At 61.0% G+C, this 21676-nt stretch carries 13 protein-coding genes and 5 pseudogenes; 5 read left to right on the top strand and 13 right to left on the bottom strand.

Translation table 11 applies throughout. From position 1 onward, the window contains the following. From BMW76_RS11355 to BMW76_RS11370, 4 genes are all read right to left on the bottom strand, one after another. Window positions 1–3032: beta strand repeat-containing protein (locus BMW76_RS11355; protein ID WP_245763181.1), on the bottom strand; the 3032-nt coding region annotated here is incomplete at its 3' end. A 244-nt stretch (window positions 3033–3276) separates the two neighbouring features. Beyond that, window positions 3277–4695 carry an HlyD family type I secretion periplasmic adaptor subunit gene (locus BMW76_RS11360; RefSeq protein ID WP_090865245.1) on the bottom strand — a complete coding sequence of 473 codons (1419 nt, stop codon included), beginning with the start codon at window positions 4693–4695 and terminating at the stop codon, window positions 3277–3279. After that, complete coding sequence (locus BMW76_RS11365) at window positions 4679–6880, bottom strand: type I secretion system permease/ATPase (protein WP_090865246.1); 2202 nt, start codon at window positions 6878–6880, stop codon at window positions 4679–4681. The genes BMW76_RS11360 and BMW76_RS11365 overlap by 17 nt, the downstream gene beginning before the upstream one ends. Before the next feature lie 859 nt (window positions 6881–7739). Next, complete coding sequence (locus tag BMW76_RS11370) at window positions 7740–9710, bottom strand: lytic transglycosylase domain-containing protein (protein WP_090865247.1); 1971 nt, start codon at window positions 9708–9710, stop codon at window positions 7740–7742. A gap of 581 nt (window positions 9711–10291) precedes the next feature. On the opposite strand from BMW76_RS11370, the pseudogene BMW76_RS11375 reads away from it, so the two are divergent. Then, window positions 10292–10417, top strand: a pseudogene (locus tag BMW76_RS11375) (IS630 family transposase); the annotation flags it as partial. Window positions 10418–11300: 883 nt separating this feature from the next. Here BMW76_RS11375 and BMW76_RS42435 read toward each other — a convergent pair. From BMW76_RS42435 to BMW76_RS11395, 6 genes and pseudogenes are all read right to left on the bottom strand, one after another. After that, window positions 11301–11423: a type 2 periplasmic-binding domain-containing protein gene (locus BMW76_RS42435; protein WP_281248509.1), complete on the bottom strand. Its 123-nt coding sequence runs from the start codon at window positions 11421–11423 to the stop codon at window positions 11301–11303. A gap of 535 nt (window positions 11424–11958) precedes the next feature. Further along, window positions 11959–12598 (bottom strand): annotated as a pseudogene (locus BMW76_RS11380) (peroxiredoxin). A 62-nt stretch (window positions 12599–12660) separates the two neighbouring features. Continuing rightward, window positions 12661–13115, bottom strand: a pseudogene (locus BMW76_RS11385) (class I SAM-dependent methyltransferase); the annotation flags it as partial. Between the two features lie 485 nt (window positions 13116–13600). Next, window positions 13601–13858, bottom strand: coding sequence for a hypothetical protein (locus BMW76_RS11390; RefSeq protein WP_090865445.1), 258 nt, complete (start codon window positions 13856–13858; stop codon window positions 13601–13603). 360 nt (window positions 13859–14218) lie between these two features. Next, a complete protein-coding gene (locus BMW76_RS40265; RefSeq protein ID WP_143062243.1) occupies window positions 14219–14545 on the bottom strand; it encodes a hypothetical protein in 327 nt (108 codons plus the stop codon). A gap of 182 nt (window positions 14546–14727) precedes the next feature. Next, on the bottom strand, window positions 14728–14949 hold the full coding sequence (locus tag BMW76_RS11395) for a hypothetical protein (RefSeq protein WP_090865249.1): 222 nt from the start codon (window positions 14947–14949) through the stop codon (window positions 14728–14730). 314 nt (window positions 14950–15263) lie between these two features. On the opposite strand from BMW76_RS11395, the gene BMW76_RS41085 reads away from it, so the two are divergent. Beyond that, window positions 15264–15566, top strand: a complete 303-nt coding sequence (locus BMW76_RS41085) for a hypothetical protein (RefSeq protein ID WP_177200358.1) — start codon at window positions 15264–15266, stop codon at window positions 15564–15566. A 77-nt stretch (window positions 15567–15643) separates the two neighbouring features. Here the strand turns inward: BMW76_RS41085 and BMW76_RS11405 are convergent, their stop codons facing one another. Then, complete coding sequence (locus BMW76_RS11405; RefSeq protein WP_090865250.1) at window positions 15644–16051, bottom strand: response regulator; 408 nt, start codon at window positions 16049–16051, stop codon at window positions 15644–15646. Window positions 16052–16407: 356 nt separating this feature from the next. On the opposite strand from BMW76_RS11405, the pseudogene BMW76_RS11410 reads away from it, so the two are divergent. Then, window positions 16408–17129: pseudogene (locus tag BMW76_RS11410) on the top strand (transporter substrate-binding domain-containing protein). 333 nt (window positions 17130–17462) lie between these two features. Continuing rightward, window positions 17463–19265, top strand: a complete 1803-nt coding sequence (locus tag BMW76_RS11415; RefSeq protein ID WP_090865251.1) for an alkaline phosphatase D family protein — start codon at window positions 17463–17465, stop codon at window positions 19263–19265. Window positions 19266–19420: 155 nt separating this feature from the next. Here the strand turns inward: BMW76_RS11415 and BMW76_RS11420 are convergent, their stop codons facing one another. Further along, a complete protein-coding gene (locus BMW76_RS11420; protein ID WP_245763182.1) occupies window positions 19421–19636 on the bottom strand; it encodes a DeoR/GlpR family DNA-binding transcription regulator in 216 nt (71 codons plus the stop codon). A gap of 125 nt (window positions 19637–19761) precedes the next feature. Next, window positions 19762–19896 (bottom strand): annotated as a pseudogene (locus BMW76_RS40270) (LLM class flavin-dependent oxidoreductase); the annotation flags it as partial. A gap of 776 nt (window positions 19897–20672) precedes the next feature. Here BMW76_RS40270 and BMW76_RS11425 point away from each other — a divergent pair. Next, window positions 20673–21587 carry a LysR substrate-binding domain-containing protein gene (locus BMW76_RS11425; RefSeq protein WP_090865252.1) on the top strand — a complete coding sequence of 305 codons (915 nt, stop codon included), beginning with the start codon at window positions 20673–20675 and terminating at the stop codon, window positions 21585–21587. The last annotated feature ends 89 nt before the right edge of the window (window positions 21588–21676 follow it).

Here is a 21676-nt window from a genome sequence, read left to right on the forward strand (position 1 = left end):
GTGATGTGATCACTGGCGCTGCTGCCCGAGTCGGTGGTGAGCGCAACGCCCGGCGCGGCCGCCGACGTATCGAGCGTGAAGCTGAAGCTGGTCGCACTCGAGACATTGCCGGCGATATCGGTCTGCCGGACCTGGACATCGTTGACACCCTCGCTCGCGCTGAAACTTGCGCTCCACGTGTGGCCGGCATCAACCGAATACTGGGCCGTGGCGCCGTTCTCGATGCCAGTGACGTTTAGCGTGCCGGCACTGGTGATGTGGTCGCTGGCGCTGCTGCCCGAGTCGGTCGCAAGCGCGACGCCCGGTGCAGCGGCCGAGGTGTCGAGCGTGAAGCTGAAGCTGGTCGCACTCGAGACATTGCCCGCGACATCGGTCTGGCGGACCTGCACATCGTTGACGCCTTCGGTGGCGCTAAAGCTGCCGCTCCAGTGGGCACCGTTGTCGGTGCTGTATTCCACGATGGCACCGCTCTCGATGCCGGTGACGTTCAGCGTGCCGGTATTGGTGATGTGGTCGCTGGCGCTGCCGCCCGAGTCGGTCGCAAGCGCGACGCCAGGTGCCGCGGCCGACGTGTCGAGCGTGAAGCTGAAGCTGGTGGCGTTCGAGACATTGCCGGCAACGTCGGTCTGGCGCACCTGCACATCGTTGAGCCCTTCGCTCGCGCTGAAGCTGCCGCTCCACGTGTGGCCGCCATCAACCGAATACTGGACGGTGGCGCCGCTCTCGAGCCCGGTGACGTTCAGCGTGCCCGTGTTGGTGATGTGATCACTGGCGCTGCTGCCCGAGTCGGTCGTGAGTGCAATGCCCGGTGCCGCGGCTGATGTGTCGAGCGTGAAGCTGAAGCTGGTGGCGTTCGAGACATTGCCGGCGATATCGGTCTGCCGGACCTGGACATCGTTGACACCTTCGCTCGCGCTGAAACTTGCGCTCCACGTGTGGCCGCCATCGGTGGAATATTCAACCGTGGCGCCGCTCTCGAGCCCGGTGACATTCAGGGTTCCCGTGTTGGTGATGTGATCACTGGCGCTGCTGCCCGAGTCGGTCGTGAGTGCAATGCCCGGTGCAGCGGCCGACGTGTCGAGCGTGAAGCTGAAGCTGGTCGCACTGAAGACATTGCCGGCGATATCGGTCTGCCGGACCTGGACGTCGTTGATGCCTTCGGTGGCGCTGAAGCTACCGCTCCAGTGGACACCGTTGTCGGTGCTGTATTCCACGATGGCACCGCTCTCGACGCCGGTGACGTTCAGCGTGCCGGTATTGGTGATGTGGTCGCTGGCGCTGCCGCCCGAGTCGGTCGTGAGTGCAATGCCCGGTGCAGCGGCCGACGTGTCGAGCGTGAAGCTGAAGCTGGTCGCACTGGAGACATTGCCGGCGAGGTCGGTCTGGCGAACCTGGACATTGTTGAGACCTTCGCTCGCGCTGAAGCTGCCGCTCCACGTGTGGCCGCCATCAACCGAATACTGGACCGTGGCGCCGTTCTCGATCCCGGTGACGTTCAGCGTGCCGGTATTGGTGATGTGGTCGCTGGCGCTGCCGCCCGAGTCGGTCGCAAGCGCCACGCCCGGCGCGGACGCCGACGTGTCGAGCGTGAAGCTGAAACTGGTGGCGCTGGAGACATTGCCCGCGACATCGGTCTGGCGGACCTGCACATCGTTGACGCCTTCGGTGGCGCTGAAACTGCCGCTCCAGTGGACACCGTTGTCGGTGCTGTATTCCACGATGGCACCGCTCTCGACGCCGGTGACGTTCAGCGTGCCGGTATTGGTGATGTGGTCGCTGGCGCTGCCGCCCGAGTCGGTCGTGAGTGCAATGCCCGGTGCAGCGGCCGACGTGTCGAGCGTGAAGCTGAAGCTGGTGGCGCCGGAGACGTTGCCGGCGATATCGGTCTGCCGGACCTGGACGTCGTTGATGCCTTCGGTGGCGCTGAAACTACCGCTCCAGTGGGCACCGTTGTCGGTGCTGTATTCCACGATGGCACCGCTCTCGACGCCGGTGACGTTCAGCGTGCCGGTATTGGTGATGTGGTCGGCCGCGCCGCTGCCCGAATCGGTCGCCAGCGCAACACCCGGCGCGGCCGCCGACGTGTCGAGCGTGAAGCTGAAGCTGGTCGAACTGGAGACATTGCCCGCGACATCGGTCTGCCGGACCTGGACATCGTTGACACCTTCGCTCGCGCTGAAGCTCCCGCTCCACGTATGCCCGCCATCAACGGAATACTGGACCGTGGCGCCGCTCTCGATCGCGGTGACGTTGAGCGTCCCGACATTGGTGATGTGATCGGTCGCGCTGCTGCCCGAGTCGGTCGTGAGCGCGACACCCGGCGCAGTTGCAGCCGACGCGTCGAGCGTGAAGCTCAATGAGCACGCAGCCGAAGTGTTGCCCGCTACGTCTGTCTGCCGGACCTGCACAGTATTCAGCCCCTCGACTGCGCTGAAGCTGCTGCTCCAGTGCGCGCCATTATCGACGCTGTACTCGACGTTCGCGCCATGCGCAATTCCACCGACAGCCAGCGTGCCGTCGCACGAGATGTTGTCCGTGCTCGAAATCCCCGTGTCGTGAGCGAGTGTTACGGCGGGCGGCGGCGGCGCGATATCGACGTACGCAGTCGCCCAGCTGAGCGTCCCATTGCCGAGCCGGATTGCATACGTGAAGCTGTCCTGCGCGCAGCCGACCGTACTGAAACTCTGCGAGAGCCAGGACGCATCCAGATGGCTCGCATCGTATCCGACCTTTCCGTCCGCCGTGATCCAGATGTGCGCACCATGCGCGCTGTAGTCCGTGCTCACCGCTTCAGCTCGCGCGGTATCCTGGGTCAGCAGGGCCTTCTGCTCGAGCGATACCGTGCCTTCCGTTCCGCAGTCGAGCGAGTAGAGCGTCTTTGCCGCGCCGCCCTGGTCATTGGCCATCACGTTCAGATAGACAACGCCTAGCGAACTGTCGGTCAGTCCCGTCTGCGCCGATGTAAAAAGATCGTTGTTTGCCTGCGGTGTGTTGCTGATGGAAACTGCGGTTCCGTTCGAGATCGTCGCCATGTTGCTCCCCGTTATTGTCGATATGTGTCACTGAAACGCAGCCCGCCGTGCCTGTTGTCGCGGCGGACACTACTGATTTGCAAACTGGACGGGCGTACGTTCGGCCGATGACGAAGCCGACGTTCGACGCAAGCTGGCAGTCACGTAGGCGTTGCACTTGCGATTGCCGATATTTCTTCTTCCCCTGGTCGTCAGACCGTACGTCCGCGATCGGCCATCTGTTGTCGATTTCCGCCTGCGCGCCTCAACGCTCGCGCAACGCCGCTTCCTTCGTCTTGATCACGGGCTTCAACAGGTAATGCAGTACGGATCTGCGACCCGTCTTGATGTCGACGGTGGCGATCATGCCCGGCACGATCCTCACCGGCTGGCTTTGCCCGTCCGGCTTGTTCGTCTTCGTGCGTACCAGAACCCGGTAGTAGCTGTCAGGTTTCTCGGCAGGATGTTCGGGCACCAGCGTGTCGGCGCTGATGTCCTCGACGGTCGCAGGAAAGCCGCCGTAGATGGAGAAGTCATACGCTGAGAGCTTGACCATGGCATCCTGCCCCGGATGCAGGAACGCGATGTCCGACGGGCGCACGCGTGCCTCGATCAGCAGCGTCTCGTCGAGAGGCACGATTTCCAGAAGCTCCATGCCCGGCTGAATCACGCCGCCGACGGTATTGACCTTGATCTCCTTGATCATTCCCTTCACGGGCGCCCGCACCAGCGTGCGCGTAACGCGGTCTTCCAGCGCGACATTGGCTGCGCTCAAGGCGGCCTGTTCGGCGCGTGCGTCGTTCAGATCCTTCATTGCTTCGGCGCGAAAGTGTGCAGTCAGCTCGTCCATCTTGTGACGAGCTTCGCTATAGGCGGCTTCGAGGCGCGGCATCGCGAGCCGCGTTGCGTTGAGGTCGCCTTTCATGTCGTTGGCTTCGCGCTCGAGCCGGAGCACTTCGACGTCGGACACGGCGCCCTTCTGCACGAGCGGGCTCGTCAACTCGAGTTCCTTCGCGACAAGGCTGTAGCTGTGCTGCAGCTGGGCCTCTCTCGAGCGTTTCTCGGACAGCTCCTGCCGGTGCTGCTCGGCCTGCTGCCTGAGCACCGCGAGGTTCGTGTGCAACTCGCGCTGCCGCGACTCGAACAGCGATCGTTCTTCATTCAGCAGCGCGGGGTTCACCGCTTCCAGCTGGGCGGGCGCAACGAACGGCGTGTCGTTTGCCTCGGCCGTGAGGCGCGCGATCCTCGCAATCAGTGCGGAGTCCTTTGCCTGTCCTTCCTTGTACGACGACGTGAAACGCGTATCGTCGATGCGCATCAGCGGCTGGTCTTTCTGCACCGTCTGTCCGACGCGCACCATGATCTCCGAGACGATGCCGCCCTCGAGGTTCTGCACCACCTGCACGCGGCTGGTCGGAATGACCTTTCCCTCTCCGACGGTGACTTCGTCTATCTGCGCGAAAGCCGCCCACGTCAGCGCGGCAATGAAGAAAACCAGCGTCGACCAGAGTATCCAGTGCGTGAAGTACCGCGGCCCTTCCATCGCGGCTGCGCTGGTCTCCCGCATGAACGCGGTGTCGTCCGCGCGCGGCCGCAGCGCCGCGATGATCCGGCGGGCCAGCGTGGCGAGCGCGACGCGGCCTCGCCGTAACGAATCCGCGTTGGACTCAGCCAGCAGCGACATGGAGCTTCCTCCCTGCAAGAGCGGCGAGGACCTGGTCCTTGGGGCCATCGGCGATGACCCGGCCCTGATCCATCACGATCACACGGTTGACCAGCGAGAGCAGCGAGGCGCGATGCGTGATGACGATCAGCGTGCGGTTTTCCAGTTCGGCAGCGAGTCTGGCCTTGAACATTTCTTCGGAGCGGTTATCCATTGCGCTGCTGGGCTCATCAAGCACCAGCACGGGCGGCGCCAACAGTTCCGCGCGCGCAATGGCGATCGCTTGCCGCTGGCCTCCCGATAATGCTTCGCCGCGTTCGCCGACAGGTAGATCGAAGCCGTTCGGCAAGCGGTTGACAAAATCCGTCACACCGGCAATCTGTGCGGCGCGCAGCATGGCGGCATCGTCCGCGCCGGGCACGCCGAGCACGATGTTGTCCTTGACGCTGCCGCTGAAGAGCATGACGTCCTGCGGCACGTGCCCGATCCCGCGCCGAAGGACGGCAGGGTCCCATTGGCGCTGTTCGACGCCGTCGATCAGCACGTTGCCCGAAGTCGGCGGATAGAGGCCCAGGATGAGCTTTTCGATCGTCGTCTTGCCTGAACCGACGCGTCCGATGATGGCCACGCGCTCTCCGGCGGCAATGCGAAACGAAACGCCATCGAGCGCCGTGCCGCTTTGGCGAGGGTAGGCGAAGCTGACGTTCCTGAATTCGATATCGCCATGCAGCGTCGGACGATGCACGAAGCGTCGGTCGGCGGGACGCTCGCCTGGCAGGTTCATCAACTGGCCGATCGATGCGAGCGCGCTGCGCGACTGGTGGTAGCGCGTAAGGAGCGTCGCGACCTGGCCCATCGGAGACAGTGCGCGGCCCGTGAAGATCGTGCAGGCGATCAGGCCGCCCGTCGTGAGCTGGCCGTCGGCAATCATGTAGACGCCGCAAAGAACGACGGCGAGATAGGCGATCTGCTGCGCAAAGCTGGCAAAGTTGACCGCGCATCCAGAGAGGAAACGCGAGCGCAGGCCGAGCCTTGCGAGTTCGCCGATCGACTGCTCCCACCTTGCTTGCATCGGGCCTTCGGCGCCCGTGATCTTGATCGCCTCGAGGCCCACCAGCGCTTCAATGAGGAGCGACTGGCGCTGGGCTGCGTGGCGCTGTGTGCATTCGACGGCTTTCGCAAGCGGGCGCTGCACGGCGATACCGACGCCCACCACGAGCGGCAGCGCGGCGAGCGGCAGCCAGGCGAGTGCGCCACCCACCCAGAACATCGCCAGCACGAAAACGACCGAAAACGGAAGATCGATCACGGCGACAGCCGTCGCGGAGGTGAGGAACTCCCTGACCGCCTCGAATTCCTGGATGCCCGAAGCAAACCCGCCGACCGATGGCGGACGCGCGGGCATCTGAATGCCCAGCACCTTCTCGAACATGTTGGCGGAGAGGATCACGTCGATCTTCTTGCCGGCAATGTCGATGAAGTAACCGCGCAACGTTCGCATCAGCAGATCGAACACGATCACGAGGATGATGCCCGCCGCCAATGCCCACAGTGTTTCGAACGTGTGGTTCGGCACCACCCGGTCATAGACGTTCATGGTGAAGAGCGGCATCGCCAGCGCGAACACGTTGACGAGCAGCGAGGCGAGCATCACTTCGCCGTAGATCGGCCAGGCCGTTGCGACCACGCCCCAGAACCAGTGTCGAACGCGAGGCACGGCGCTCTCGTCGCTGCGCTCGTCAAAACGATGAGCGGGTCGCGCAAACAGCACGTGGCCCGCATAGCGTTGCCGCAGATCGTCTGTGCTGATCTCCTGTTCGCCCGTGCCCGTCTCGGGCAGTATGACGCGCAGGCTGCCGTCCGCGTCCCTGCGCACCAGCACGCATGCCTGCCGGTCATTGAGCAGCAGAACGGCGGGCAGAACGAGTTCGGAGATGCTCTCCAGAGAGCGCCTCGCGAGTCGCGCGGAGATTCCCACACGAGCCGCGGCGCGAGCAAAGAGGTCGGGCGTCAGATGATGGCCGTTTAACGGCAACCCGGCGATGAGCGTGTCGGCTTGTGTTGGCCGGTCGAAGAGCCGGGCGAGGACGAGCAGGCAACCCAGCAAAGGATCGTCTTCGGCACCGGACGTAGGCCGAACATCCCACCCTCGGGCAGTGCGTTGCCCCGCTGACCCGGCAGCGGTTCCTGTCGTGGCGGAATACATCTACAGCACGCCGGCAAGCACGCATTGGTCTGCTCGTCCCAACGATCTCGGCGATGCTGGAATCCCTGTCGGGAAGTCTCCGGCCCTGTACATGATGAACCCCCGTTTATGGTCGTTTATGGTCGTTTTTGTAGCTGCGTCTTCAGCTACTGTTTCTAGCGAAGCGCTGAGGCAAGTAACGGGCCATGCGAACCGGGGAGCGGCGCGGCGTACAGCGTGCCCATCGCGGATTGCGCGCAGGCGGAAAAAGCTGACGATTCTGTTTCACAACTGAAGCATGCTTTTGCCGTCGAACGTCGGAAGCCGCCACGTCGAGAGACCGGCGCCGTCGCGTCCTGGAGGATTAGCGCGATGTAGCGCGGCATGAAGTCCCGCGCCGAAAATGTTGCGGTTCTGAAACGTCCGTCTCCTTCTTCACCTGATTTTGCTTCAATGTGGTCAAGCCGGCGCGCGGATGTAGTCCGACGCGCACTGCCGCTAACGGTTGGGCTGAGAGTCGATCACGGCGCTCGGAGCAATGGCGTGGACGCGGATCTTGCCGAACTGGCCGCGGCGTTGAAAGGGTTGTCTGAACGAGTCGCAACGAATAGTCGGCAACTGTATGCGGATATCACCCGTGTGCGAGCTTACGGCGTCGCAAGTCGTGGCCGGCGGAATTCACCTTCACTTTCCGAAAGGTCGTTCAGAGATAGATGGATCGTTGTTCAGTGTTGCGTATGCAGCCGCCACCACCGCGCCGGAAAGCCAGGCGGCGATTGTGGCCTGATCCTGAACTTCAAGTATGAGTCCCGGTGATGGCGCCACACGGATGGCCCTTTGTTCTATCCGTGCGCTCAGCGAGGCAGCGTTGCGCACGATGTCATCGGGGCGCGATATGGCCGAGCCGCTCCGTCAGCGATTGCGGGCGGCCATCAAACAGCGCCGCGTAGTAGACCGTGTTCGATAACACATTCTTGACGTAGTCGCGGGTTTCGTTGAACGGAATCGTCTCCGCGAAAATCGCGCCTTCAACTGTGCGCGGCAGGTTGGCCTGCCACTGACGCGGCCGGCCAGGGCCGGCATTGTAGCCGGCGGTCGCTAGCACGGCAGAACGATCAAGCTGCCTGTAAAGCATCGACAGATAATACGTGCCGAGCAGGATGTTCGTGTCGATGTCATTCATCCGCGCCCGCGAGATCGGACCGAGCCCGATCTTCCTCGCGACCATTTCCGCCGTGGCCGGCATCACCTGCATCAGGCCGCCCGCGCCAACCTCCGAGCGCGCACGGATAATGAAGCGCGACTCCTGGCGAATGAGGCCATACGCCCATTCGACACCGAGCCCGGTGGACTGCGCATCGCGCCCGACAACCGTGCGGAACGGCGCCACGTAGCGCAGCGAAAAGTCATGCTCGGTCTGCGTCCTGTCGGCGGTGCTCACGGCCCGGTCGTAAAGCTCGATGCGGCGTGCGTACTCGGCGACGGCGAGCAGTTGCCGGTCGCTCATGCCGCGCAACTGCCAGTTCCACTCCCGATTGCCTTCCGTGCGCAGATTCAGCGCATAAAAACGTCTTGCCAGTTCGAAGCCCGCTGTCTGGCCGGCCTTCTCGACTTCCGCGTCGGTCACTTTAATCTGTGGCGGCATCACGATCTGCTGGCCAAGCGCTTCGGAGGCCAGTTGGCCATAGAAGCTGTAGGTTCCCGCGATCTTCCCGAATGCCTGCTCGGCCGCCGCCATCTCGCCGCCCTGCTTCAACGCGCGTGCGTACCAGTAGACCCACGCGGGTTGTGCGCGCAGCGCGGCCGGCATTTGCTCGATCGACCAGCGCACCATCGTCCAGTCCCCTGCCAGCAGCGCGCTGCGTGTGCGCCACTCATAGGCCTGGCTCGACAGGGGCGCGTTCGCCGACAGGCGGTACCAGTCCACCGCGCCGGGTAGTTGCCGGGTCGCCGCCTGGTAGGCAATCGTGCCCCAGCCGACAGCGCGTTCCGCCAGGGTAAGCGCCGGTGCGATCGCGGTGAAGGTGGCCGCGGCCGCCATCGGATCGCTGGCCGCCACCTGCGTGATGGCGAGCAGCACGAGTTGATGGGACGCCGCGTCCAACTGGACGCCTTTCGCGAGCAGCAGGCGCGGCTGGTTCGTCGCCTGATCGACGAGCAGGGGAGCCGGGCGCGCCGCGCCCAGCGCATCGACCAATCTGCCGCCTGTCGTCGTCGCGCCCTGTTCGTAGGCCTGGCGAATCTGCTGCCAGACATCCTCCGAAGTGAACTGCTGGTTACCGGCGAGCGCGGTGATCAGATCGACGCAGCCGTCGCCATACCACTTCGGCTCGACGAGCAGCGCCCGCGCGGCGTCGGCAACCTTTTCACCTCGCGCGGCGCGCGACTCGAGCGCATAGCACTTCACCTGCGTATCGTCGTCCAGGACGAACTGTGCGTATAGCAAATCGAAATCGTGCCAGGCGTGGCGCGCACCAAGCACGCGCAGGTAGTCGTTGCGCAGACGGTCGGCGATCGCCTGGCCGTTGTAGCGTTGCAGAAACGACAGCACCGGTGCGTCCGGCGCGTCGGGATTGGCATGGCCCGCGCCGTTGAACAGACGCGGCTTGAGCTGGAAATAGCTGAGATACGCCGGCGCCGGATAATTCGGAATCAGGCTCGCCAGTTGCGCGGCACGCGCGGGATCGTTGTCGCGGGCGGCGTCACGCAGCTTGATGAAAATCTGATCGTCGGCGGAAAGCGGAGAGAGCCCGGTGGGATGCCTCGCCAGCGCCGGGCATGATATGACGAACATCGCAGCGGCAAGGGCAAAACCGACCGCGCGAGACACCCGGTGAAGTCGTGTGGACATCGTTGATCTTGTTCCGCTGCAAATTGAGCCAAAGCTTAGGCCGCGAAACGGCGAAGCGAAGCGGCGAAAAGCACTGGAGTCAGCCCGCAATTCGGCCCTTTGCGGGCCGGATGCATGAAACACCCCGGCACCTTCGTGTTCGCGTTCTGTTCCGCAGGCCTGCAGCCGGATTCGCTACTGAAATGAAAAGTAGGTCTTGAATGCGGTGCAAGCCGTCGTGGCCAGCCTGCTCCCTTCCAGGTGGGGCGTGGAGCGGAGGGCAGTCAAGATGCCCGTGGACTAAATGGAAGGGGCCCACGCTTGCTTGAAAAGACTTCTGTTTATGCCGCGAAAGGCTCTTGATGGACAGGACGTGCTAACAGTCAAGGCTGCTGAGTGTGGGTTAGTTGTTGAACCTGATGCCAGCGACCAGACGGCGAGTACAGAGCAGGGACGAAGCCTCCGAGTCCCCGCGCGCCGCGTGCGTGCCGCTCTTCCGGACGGTCGCAACCATGTCGATCGCGCCGGTCGGCTGACTTCCCACCACTTGACGTTGCAAGACAGGAAGCGCGCGCACAAAAGCACAAGGCAAGATATTGATTACCACGCTGTTCGCCTTCCTGAACGTACTCAACGGCGCAGTACTCGCCACCTGCAAACCGCGTCACCGGCATCAGGAATTCCTGTCATTTCTGCGCGAAATCGACAAGGCGGTGCCGGCCGACCTCGCCAAACTACAAAGACTATGTACGCGAATCAGGGGAACGGGACACTGAAAAAATGAAAAGAGAGATCGTGGAGTTCGATGCTGCCCGATCTTCGGCGAGCGGCGGCGTTTGCGGATGGGTGGTGCGTGCGGTCGCTTCCTCCACAATCTGCTGGCCGTCACCTGCATCAAGGCGTGGTCACTGGATCTTGCGCCGGTGCTCCAGAGTGACTCCAACGTGGGGGGCGGCTGTCATCTGGTGAATTTGCCGCCTTGCGCATTTCACATAGGCTGAGGTCCTCATTACCAGTACTCTCATTGTTGTCCTTGCTCGTCCTTAGCACTGACGCGATTACGACGCCAAAGTTTGCGCCCAAGAAGGCTCCCACTCCCAGGCCAAGTAAGAATTCCATCGCTCCCCCTGTGTATTGATTGTGGCATATGGGCAAAACGCATGAAGTTCCAGCACCGGTAATGCATGGCTTCATTACGCGAGTTCTACCCCGTCGCGGTGTCCGTACGTGTACCGCATCTTTTGTGGGTTCATGTTTCGTATTTCAGCCTGCGGGTAGACATGACCGGTTTGCGGGTCGCCCCGCTGGCCGATTGTCGGCGTGGCGCAAACACAGGCTTGACTTGACAAGTGCCGTGATGGCGATTCAGGTTGCGACTGTAGACATGATGGTCCCCGTTAATGTCGATTGTATTGTGGGGCTAGCATATGTCGAGCTTGGGCAATCCTTTGCGGTTTAGCGCACGCTGCAGGCGCGCATTGTTCGAAGGTACGTGTCATGACCGTGCGTCCTTCCGAGGCGGGGTTATCGTCGCTCCCGCCAGCAGCTCCGGGCCTTATCCAATACGATTCACATTGCGAATCCGTATATCAACCAGCGTTGAACGGCCGCTCAACCGCGAACAATCTCGGTACTGACGCGTTCCTCGAGCACGACGCTGATCTTCTCGTTCGATTGCAGGAATGATGCGATCTCATCGGGAATGAATTCGACAATGGACGAGACGTTTGCCATCACGCGCACAATGCCTCGAACGCCCGTCTAAACTTCACAGAGATCAGCTTGCAGCACCTCAACGCTATGCATAAGGTGTCGTGCATGACGTAGTAGTATTTCTCGGGCGGTTGTTGGATTCACACCGCGTGGCGTCTTGAAAGTAGGGCGGTCCCAAGCGCCTGCTCCATATCTGCGATCCGCTTACTCACGGCTGCAGCTACATAAATGCAATTGCAATCAAGCTATTCAGTGATGCAAAGCTATTTGTTCAATCTCGTGATTTTTGCTTGTATTCCGGAGGATCGTCACATCGGCTGTTCGACCGAGCTGCCACGACGCAGGGCCGTGCGCTCCTGCTCCGCATTCCCCGGAAAAAAGCGAGGCGGACCATACTCAGCAGTATTCGCAAGCTAAGCGTCAGAAACATTAACTGTCAGCTCTCTGACGGGCTACACGGGCGAAAAACCGAGCAGGTCGCGCGAGACCAGAATCGACTTGCAGGTGGTCAAGCTGCAACTTCCGAGGGGACATGGGCACGCGAAGATGTCATTGATTATTTGTCGGGCTGCGGCGTGTACCGCAGATAGGGACGCTCGGCGCGATAGCCTTTGGGAAACTTCTTCTTGATGACGTCCTCGTCCTGAAACGTAAGCTCGATGATGACCTCGTCCCCGTTCTTCCAGTTGCCTGGCGTGGCGATTTCGTGCGCATCGCTGATTTGCAACGCATCGATCACACGCAGGATCTCGTCGAAGTTCCGACCGATATTCAGCGGATAGGTGAGCGTCAAACGCAGTTTCTTTTGTGGATCGATGATGAAGACCGAGCGCACCGTCGCCGTTCCAGACTGGTTGGGGTGAATCATGTCGTAAAGGGTGGCGACCTTTTTATCCTCGTCGGCGATGATGGGAAATCCGACCACGGTCTTCTGCGTGTCCTCGATATCTTTCGTCCACGCCTTGTGCGATGCGACGTCGTCGACCGAAAGCGCGATCGCCTTGACGTTGCGTTTCTCGAACTCGGCTGCAATTTTCCCGTCAGTCCCAGTTCGGTCGTGCAAACGGGTGTGAAGTCTGCAGGATGGGAAAACAGAACGACCCATGCGTTCCGGCCCATTCGTGAAACCGGATGCGGCCAATGGATGTCTCCAGTTCGAAATCGAGCACCTTGTCGCCCGGATGAATGCTGCTCATGGCGTTGACCTCTCTCAAGTAAGCCGCCCTTGGGGCGGGAATCGCTGGTTCGCCGGACACCATCAGTCCGGCGCGTGGATATAGCGGCGTGACCACGGAAGATGGCTCGCTCGTGTGCCCGCCTTGCGGGCGACGATCTGGTAGATGGCCACATCGTCGTTCTCGAACGCGTGCGCGAGCCAGCAAGATAGATGCGCCAGATGCGGAATGCCTGCTCGTCGACCAGTTCGCGCAACTTCGCCGAGTTCGCCTCATAGTTCGCGCTCCATGGCCGCAGCGTTCGTGCATAGTGGCGGCGCAGCTTTTCCACATCGAAGGCTTCGAGACCGCCTTCCTGCATCGCATCCAGCGCGAGGCTCAGATGGGGCAACTCGCCATCGGGAAACACGTATTTATCGATGAACGCCTCGCCGTACGCCGCCTCGCCGCCGTTCCGATCCGTCGACGTGATGCCTTGGTTCATCACGACACCATCTTCGGAAAGGAGGCTTTGCACGTGTGTGAAGTACTCGGGAAGGGCACGAAATAGAGCAGGGGAACGAGCACGAAAAGAAGCGGTAGCAACCGGTATCCCGATGCCGTTCCCGCTTGCGCGGCAGCGACCACATTCCCGACGTCCGTATCCGCGAGCATGACCAGCGTACCCGTTCCCCACACGCCGGGTGTTCTCAAGGACGCTACCGATTTCATGGGGATACGTTCTCCCGCGAATGGCTGTCGAGCGCAACGTTGCACGCGTACTCCAGTCCATGCACAAACGGTAGCGAGGAATGGTTGTTGCGCCCTTGTGGATGAGCTATCGTTTGATGATGGGATGATGGCGCGACTCCACGATGATGCCGTCGCGCACAACATGGCGTGTCCCGCCCGTCATCGCATTATGGCGACGTATGGATTGCCGCGCGATGTCGCAGTTCAGCGACGAAGTCGCGCTGTCCTCGCGCGCGACAAACCGCATCGACGCGAAACACCCGTTGAACGCAACGGCGGCATGGACAAACTTTACTGGCGGACTTCCCCCGTCTTGCCCGGCGTCGATGCGCCTTGTGGGGACATGGATTTGGCCCGCTTGTCCATTAGCGTGTCGGCTTTGTTGCCTTGGCTGCCCTGGGCAGCCGGCTCGTTCATCCGTTGGCCGGAGCGACCCGGCTGTTCGGTCGTGGCGGAACTTCCCGACGAAGGGGAGTTGCCCGGTTCTTGCGCCTGTGATAAAGATCCTGCGGCCACCGCAATAACGGCCGCCCATGCCAGCAGTTTCATCGTCCCCTCCATTGCACATGGCTGTGTGCTTCCATCACACGCAAGCGATGTGCCCATTTCGGCAAGAAACGTCCTGTCGCCATGGGGAACTTCGAGCGTTTCCTTGGGCTTTTACACCGCCCTTCAAACGGGTCTGCTTGTACGGCGCGTTGAGCGTCCCATTGGCTTGCCGGCGGTCCATCGGGGCCGCGACTGCGTAGGCGACGGGCGTCTAACGTTTTTCTCTTGCTGAGGACCGTTTCTCTTGCGAATAAGGCTGACCTGTCCGTTCATTTGATAATCGCTTGTTGTATCCTCGTCCAGACTGCATGTGTGGAGTGCCTGCCGGGCGACTCGAACACGTCATCCTGGGCGCCAACATTAAGGCGTGCCATTGTCGGTGCTTCGCCCGCCATCTGTACCGTGATCGCGTTCCTCGTCAGCATTGCGCTGATTCATCGGGTACTCGCCTGTGCCTGCGTCTTCAAGAAGACTGGAGTCTCTTTGGTCGGCGAAAAATGAACGACGTGCAAGGCAGTATCGCGACAACTTAATCGAACGGCGAGCGCGGTCCGAAAGTCCGAAACAGCGCCGGACAGAGAAGCGAATGCAGAGGAGTCCAACGAAGAACACTGCCACGGTGCGCATCCTCACCTGCAGGGCATCAAAGTCCCTGCCTTCGCCGAATATCGCTATCATCACGTCCATTGCCCTCCCATCGGGCAACCTGGACAACAGCTGAGGCCGTAGGACAAGCGCCTCCAGATGGCGGGGGCCTCTTACATCCTTCAGCCCGTTTCGCTGATCTCCCGCTCGCGGTCCGATCGATGTTTATCCCGGCAGGAGCATCCCGAAGGCAGCGACCACCGTAAAGGCCACCGTGTACCGGCTCACGCGTTGTCGTCTATCCACCCACGCAGCCACTCAGCAGCCCACCGGATCGCGCCCTCGGGTGTGTCCGAGATGCCGAGATTCCTGAACGTGTAGCTGAAGTATCCGTCGTCCGCATCCGTACTCGTTCGCGAGATCGTGGCCTTGGCCGTGTACATCCCCACAGCCGCAACGGGCTCGATGTCCAGCTTCCAATCCCGGTAGTTCTGGACCGCGTTCATGGCTGTACCCTCCTGTATTCGGACGCAAAATTTTACTGCTCATATGTGACTGCTACCCGCCGCTGGTCTGCTGAGACGTGCTCCCATCCGTGTAATGCGAGCGTCAAATTACGAGTCGGCGACGGTACTAACGTTGGTCGCAAGCCGCTCGTGCTCCGGGAATTCATGTGACGGATCAACAAAGCCACGGTAGACAGATGTATAACGCCTCTACTGGCCGCAGTCGGAAGCCAACCCAACAAAAGCATTGCGCAAGGGATTGCGTCGCGAGCCGATTTAGATCAGCCAGTTTCCTGTTCCGGGAGCGTGACCAGTTGCTGATTCACGCGATGTGCGCGAAAGCACTATCTGCCGGAAGTCGGTTTGCCCACCCGTCGCCTTCAGCACATCATCCAGTCGGCGCATCACACCGCCCCAGCGTTTCGATCATTACCGATAGCAGCGATGCGCCGTTGCCGCTGCATTCGAGCTTTGGCGCGATGCCGTTGGGCATCTGGACCGTCCACGTCCAGGAGGCCGCACGAACCGAAGGCAAACCAACCGTCGTCTTCTACGAAGAAGTCATCGCAGGTCCTCGCTCGATCGCAATGGGCCAGGCCCCTGTTCGCTTCCTTTAACAACGCGTGAAACCACAACTGTCACGCGCGCGGGGATCCGCGAACCATCCGTTCCGGGCCATCGCTCGTCGGCTGACTCATCGACCGTCGGTGGCTTGCCAGCCTCGCTTATCCAAAAGGGTAGAAACGGTCGCGCACAGAAGCGAGACGTCGACGGGCTTCCGGAGATAAGCAGTTTGTAATCCAGATGCAGAGTCGTCGGGTAGTGCCAGCGGTGAAGCAAGAGCGAGAATGATTGGCACGTGGATGAGCTCCGGGTCGTGCCGAAACAGGCGACGCAACGTCATGCCGTCAATCTCCGGCAAGAGCCAGTCGGTAACAAGAAGATCTGGACGTGCGGTTTTCGCGAGCGCAAGTGCGGACTCTCCTGTGGTGGCCCAGACGACCTCAAAGCCGTTCAGGCGCAGTGCCTCTGTCCATGCGCGTGCGATCGTCTCATCGTCCTCAGCAAGCAGAACAACGTATTTTGAGGTTGGCAGGTTCAAGTGCCCATCGCCAGTTGGTCAGCCCAAGGGCGTGCAGCAACAACCGGTCCTGCTTCAACCTCAGTGGATTCGCGCTTCGTCGCCGGTATGATCGGCATTTATTTTTCCGGTTGTAATCTGGAAACTGTTGTCGTCGGATGTGTTGCCGATTGCGGGCGACGCTCAGACCGGGAGCACTCGCGACGGCTGACATGGTCGCCTACACTGGCCATGCCTTCAGAATCGCCGACCTGGGTCCGATTGCTACCGACCGAATCGGCCAACCGGCGGCCAGGAAGCGACATTCGTGCATGTGAGTAAAATCGTCATCTTTCGGCCCCACACTTCACGGCCGTTTTCGGCTTGGAGACGAAGCGTTGACGGTAATGATTGCGTACATCGAAGAATCCCCGTTCGGCTGGACCGAAGCGGGTGGACCGCTACCGGTGCTGATATCGAGCTCGCGGGGACGATCGTGCGGCAGATCGGCGTCACCAGGATCGAGCATGCCTGACGATGTTCAGCGAATTGCTATCCGGCGTGAAGCAGGTCGCTGGGACATGCGCGTTGCGCTGTTTGCGACGCCGCAGCGTGCCAATACAGTTGCGTTCAGCGTCCCGGTGTGGGGAATCGAGGACGGCTTTCTGGTTCGACCTGGAAACCACAGAGCGCTCAGTAGCTATCCGTCAATCGCCGAATGTCCTGATGCGCGCCTCGGCATCATTGCCGGACCGGTACAGCATGATTCGGCGGTAGCCTCAGGCGTAACGGAGGAGCAAAACGTCATCGTTGGCCAACAAGCCGACGCGATCGCGGCCGTTCTCTCCGGCGCGATTGACGGATATGCGAGTACGGCCCTGGGAAATCGGATTGTTGCGAGCGGGATGGGCAGTCGGTGATCGAGGCCGTCGCACACGAGCCGGAAATTAACGGCATACAGCGGACGCTTCCGCTGGGAGCGTTTTCATTGAACCGACAGAACGGATATCTACTAAAAGCAGTGAATCAGCGACTCCATTCATATCCCGGCTCGCCGGATCATCGCGCTCCCATGGCGAGATTCGGGCTAAGGGGCAGTGAGATCGAGCAGCTATCTTGAACGCAGGATAGTGCGGCCGTTCGATCTCGCCCCACACGCTCGTTCAAACGGCGGTTTCGCTCCATCGACGGACGGACGCTGACGACGACTGGCTCCGAGGTTGGTGCCAGAGTTACTACGCGGCGCTTTAACGCTGCGCGCGGGGAACGTGCGCGGCATCGAAACGGGGTCGTCACGGCTTTTCAGGAGCAGATCTTCGAGGTAGTCTCGTAAATCGACTATTCCGCCACTCGCGCTCGGTGGCGGGGCCAAGGCTGCTTGGCGGAGAGCAGCGATCACGTGCTGTCGCGCCGCGATGCTCTCAGGGAGACGGTATGTCGGTCAGGAGGATCGATGGATCGCCGCCACTTCCTCAAGTCGTCGGCCTTTTTTACGATTGCGGCCGCCACCGGCACCCTTGGCGCTCCGCAATCGGTACCGCCGTCCGGTGCTTCACGCAAAGGTCTCTATCGGTTCCCACAGGGTGTCGCCAGCGGTGATCCGCGCGATCGCTCCATCGTGTTCTGGACGCGGTGTGTGCCAGTACATGGGGACGCAAAGCAACGCGCAAAACGCGTTACGCGCGCAGTGCCGTTACGACTCGAGGTATCGACGCGGCCTGATTTCTCGGCTCTCGTCGCCAGCGTACCGCTGAGGGCACTGACCGCCTATGACTTCACCGTGCGAACGAAGGTGACGGGGCTCTCGCCGAAAACCACGTATCACTATCGGTTCGTCGCCGGCGGCGACACGAGCGTCATGGGTGTCGCGCGCACGGCTCCCGATCCAAACGAAGTCAACAACCAGGTGCGCTTCGCGTGGCTCACCTGTCAGGACTGGAGCGTCAACCACTGGCAAGCAATGAGCCTGCTGGCAGACGAAAGCGATCTCGATTTCGTCGTGCATGTGGGCGATTACATCTATGAAACGGTCGGGGCCGCGAGGCCGGGCGCTGTCGAGGCGGCGCATCCTTCGTTTCGGCTGCCGGACGGAAAGCCGCTCGCCGACGGCAGCGTTTATGCCAATACGCTCGAAGACTATCGGATGCTCTATCGCACCTATCGTACCGATCCGCGCTTGCAGACGCTGCACCAGCGCCTGCCGATGATCGCGATATGGGACGATCACGAATTTTCCGACGACTGTTGGCAGGATCATCAGGTCTACACGAATGCGGAAACGCAGGAGACACAGCGCCGCCGCAACGCCAGCCGCGCGTGGGCCGAGTACATGCCGGTGGACTGGGGCGACGTGCGCTTCGAGCCGAACAATCCGTCGTACACCAACATTCGTATCTACCGCGAATTTCGCTTCGGTATGCTGATGCATCTCGTGATGACGGACGAGCGGCTGTATCGCGACGACCATGTTGTGAGCGAGGCGGCTGTCGCACGCGCGCACGGGCACGACCCGGTCCATGGCGACGACGCGGCCGGCTCGCGCTACTTTGTGAAGCAGGACGTGCTGCAGCGCTTCGACGCGCGGGATACCGCGGAGCTCGGCCGCGCGCCGTCGATGCTCGGCCCAGAGCAGACGCAATGGTGGAAGACTACGATGCAGGGCTCGGCTGCGACCTGGAAGGTGTGGGGCAACGAGGTGATGCTAAACCGTCTCTGGGCCGTGATGCCGGGTGCGCCAGAGACACCGGCGGCACGCCTCGTGATCGATTGCGATGCATGGGACGGCTATCCGGCGCACAAGCACGAACTGCTCTCATACCTGAAGGAGCAGGGCATCCATAACGTCGTCGCGATCAGCGGGGATCTGCATGCGTTTCAGTGCGGCGTCGTGCGGGACAACCCGGACCCCGCATCGGGTACACCCGTGATCGTCGACTTCGTTTGCGCCGGCATCAGCAGCACGTCGTTCTACTCATACATGAAGGCCGCATGGAGCGGCACACCGCTCGCGTCGCTTGTCGCTACCCCGGCCAAATTCGACACCTTCCTGATGACGAATAACCCCGATCTGCGCCACGCTGACCACGACGCGCAGGGCTATGCGTCAGCCACCGTTACGCCGGAGAGTTTTTCGGTGGTGTTCAACAAAGTGAGGTCGTTGAACCCGGACGGCACCGCGCCCGCAGACGCCTTACTCGAGCGCACGCGGCTGATCGTGCACAAGGACGCGATCGAGGTACGCGTCGAGCGCTTCTAGCTTCCACTAGGCAGGCATGATGTCGGCGATCGCATCGCCTCGTCGCGATAGTCTTCCCCGCTGGCAGGATGTGGCCTGCACGCTTTCCGACGGGGGCGCTTGAGTTCCTTGCTGAGGATCTGATAGCCGCGGTTCGCGTAAACAACGGTCATCTGTTACATGCAAAAAGCCGCCGTCTTCACGATCATCGCCCGTTTAACGTGGAGGTCGATGAAGTCAGGGTAGGAGATGCCTGACTCTTTCGAGACACCACCGGCAGCCAGGAACAGTTTGTCGACGAACATTCCCTCGAAAAACGCCGACGCCTTTTCTCCCGAAACCGCAATTGTCTCCGGCTTGAACTCGCCACCCGTCAGCATGATCCGGTCCATTTGCTCATCCCGCGAAGCCTCTGTGCGGCTTCGCCACTCAGCCGATATTGAGCCCTAAACCGCCGCGTTGTGGTCCATCTAGGGGTTTTCCCTCTTTCTGTGCATTTCTCTTTGACTTTCTAACGAATGCGGTTGAAACCCGCTGCTTCGTGCGCCTGCGCGAACGCGCGCACATAGTCGGTGTCGATTGCCGGGCCTTGCGGAAGATGTGTTTCCGAAATCCTGCGCTGCTGGATCATGCCGATGAATTCGACGCTCACGTTAGCTCCTTGCGGAAATCTATTGGACGATGATGTTTTCTCCGTTTGAGGCTAACACTGCCACTATGCAAAGACTAAATAGTAAATACAGATAAAGATATCGGATGCGCATGTTATGTTACGCTGATTTCGCGCCGCGCCAGATAACGTTGGCCGGAACAAATCCGAAGCCCCGAACGAGTGCCATTGATTGTCCTTATTGTCGCGTGTGCTCTGAGCTTTCAATGTAACGAAGCACTCCGGGATGCGAACCAATAAAAGATCAGAATCAAAGTTGTGCTGGCGCTATTGCAGACGAGTCGCCTTGCGAAGATGTTGGCGCTTATAGCTTGCTGCTTGCTTTAACGAGAGCGTTTCATCTTCATTGCACGCAAGCGAGTAACGTAGGCGCAAATCGGTTGTATCTGCGCGAGGGCGCATCGCTATACTGGCTCGCTGTCCTGTCGATGAGTTTCGATGCACGGCGCCTGCGTGCCGCTCTGCATCTCCAGCACAAGGAACAACGAATGCCTGCAAAAGATCCCACAATCGACCACTCGAGGCTGGGATTAGAATTGTCGACAATCTACGCCTGCTTGCCGGTGCGGCATCGGCTGTCCTCACCAGTTGCAACTATCAAAGGGCCCGCTAAAGCACACACGCGATTCATCTCAAAGGGGTGATGAGAAGGCCGAGCTGTTCCCGGTGATCGAATGCAGGTGCTTGCGGTCGGAATGGCTGCGACGGAAACTTCCGGGCAATGCGGTTCTCTTTAAAAGCGTCTGAAGAAATTGACCATGCGTATTCCCCCCGTCAAGGCCATTATTGCCTTCGAATGCATTGCCAGAACCAGGAGCGTGAACCGCGCAGCCGAGGAACTCGGCTTGACGGCGTCGGCAGTGAGCCATCAACTGAGCAATCTGGAGTCGATCATTGGCCAACCTTTGTTCCAGCGAACGGGGCGCGGTCTGGTCCTGACGCCAACAGGCGAGCGCTACCTGTCCGATGTAACGGGTTCTCTGGCGGACCTCAGCCGCGCGACGGAGCGGGCGTCGAGCCGCAAGGAGGTCGATATCCTGCGGGTCCATTCGAGTCCGAGCTTCGGTCTCATGTGGCTGTTGCCGCGGCTCGCTTCGTTCCAGGACGCGAACGGAGACATCCAGTTGAACCTCGCGTGCTCCTATGAGAATGTCTCGTTTTCGAACGGCTACTACGACATCGACATCCGTCACGGATACGGCGAGTGGAGCAATGTCGAAGTCAAAACTCTTCGAGGCGAATTCATCGCGCCGCTGGCCTCGCCGAAGTATCTCGAACAACACCCGGTAAAGACGCCCGAAGATCTCCTTGCGCATCGGCTCATTTTTTCCGAAACACCGCTTGTTCAGTGGCGTCAGTGGTTTGGACGTCTAGGTGTCGCCGGCGCACAAAAGACCTTCGATTTCTCATTCGACCGTTCATACATGTCTATCGAAACGGCCGCGCTGGGCCTGGGCATCGCACTGGAGAGTCTGATGCTCGCCTCCGTCAAGATCCGGGAAGGCGCATTGGTGCCCGTGTTCGACGATGCGCATTCAGTCGAGGTCGGCGCTCACCATCTGGTTTACCCGAGCCAGAACGCCGATCTGCCGCGCGTGGCCCGGTTCCTTGCATGGATCGAGCAGGAGACCGGGCGCAGCGCGCCTCGCATGCCAGGGAAACCCCGCAGCTGAAATTTTCTCAGCACCGATTGAGCAAAACTGCGTTGATGGTCAGGTCGCAGGCGGAGAAACTTCGCCTACACCTAGTTCACCAACGGAGA

The organism is Paraburkholderia diazotrophica (assembly GCF_900108945.1).
Lineage (GTDB): Bacteria > Pseudomonadota > Gammaproteobacteria > Burkholderiales > Burkholderiaceae > Paraburkholderia > Paraburkholderia diazotrophica.